Annotated in this window: 1 protein-coding gene; it reads right to left on the reverse strand. The window is 63.1% G+C overall.

Features of this window, described 5'->3' with window-relative positions:
- Positions 1 to 268, reverse strand: a 268-nt coding sequence (locus JI667_RS21475; protein WP_206858477.1) for a hypothetical protein, incomplete at both ends; no start/stop codon positions are given.

Below are 268 nucleotides of genomic sequence, written 5' to 3' on the forward strand. Positions count from 1 at the left end.
TGATCTGCTGGCCTTCGGTCTCGAAATGGCGGAGCCCCGCAGCCTCGGGATGGTATTGCAGCGACAGGCCCCAGCATTCCAGCTCCTGCAAATGCACGCGCCAATCCCCGACTTCCGGAAGCTGCTTGTCGGCGTTCGTGCTGTGCCACGATACACCGACGACCGGCCTTTGCCCCGCCGAACCTGCATAACGCGCACGCAAGGCATCTGTCTGTGCCGTGTCCGGACGAAGTGGATGAAAGGTGGCGGCGATCCGATCCTTCGAGGG

The organism is Bacillus sp. NTK074B, from assembly GCF_017303375.1.
Classification (GTDB): domain Bacteria; phylum Bacillota; class Bacilli; order Bacillales; family Bacillaceae_B; genus Rossellomorea.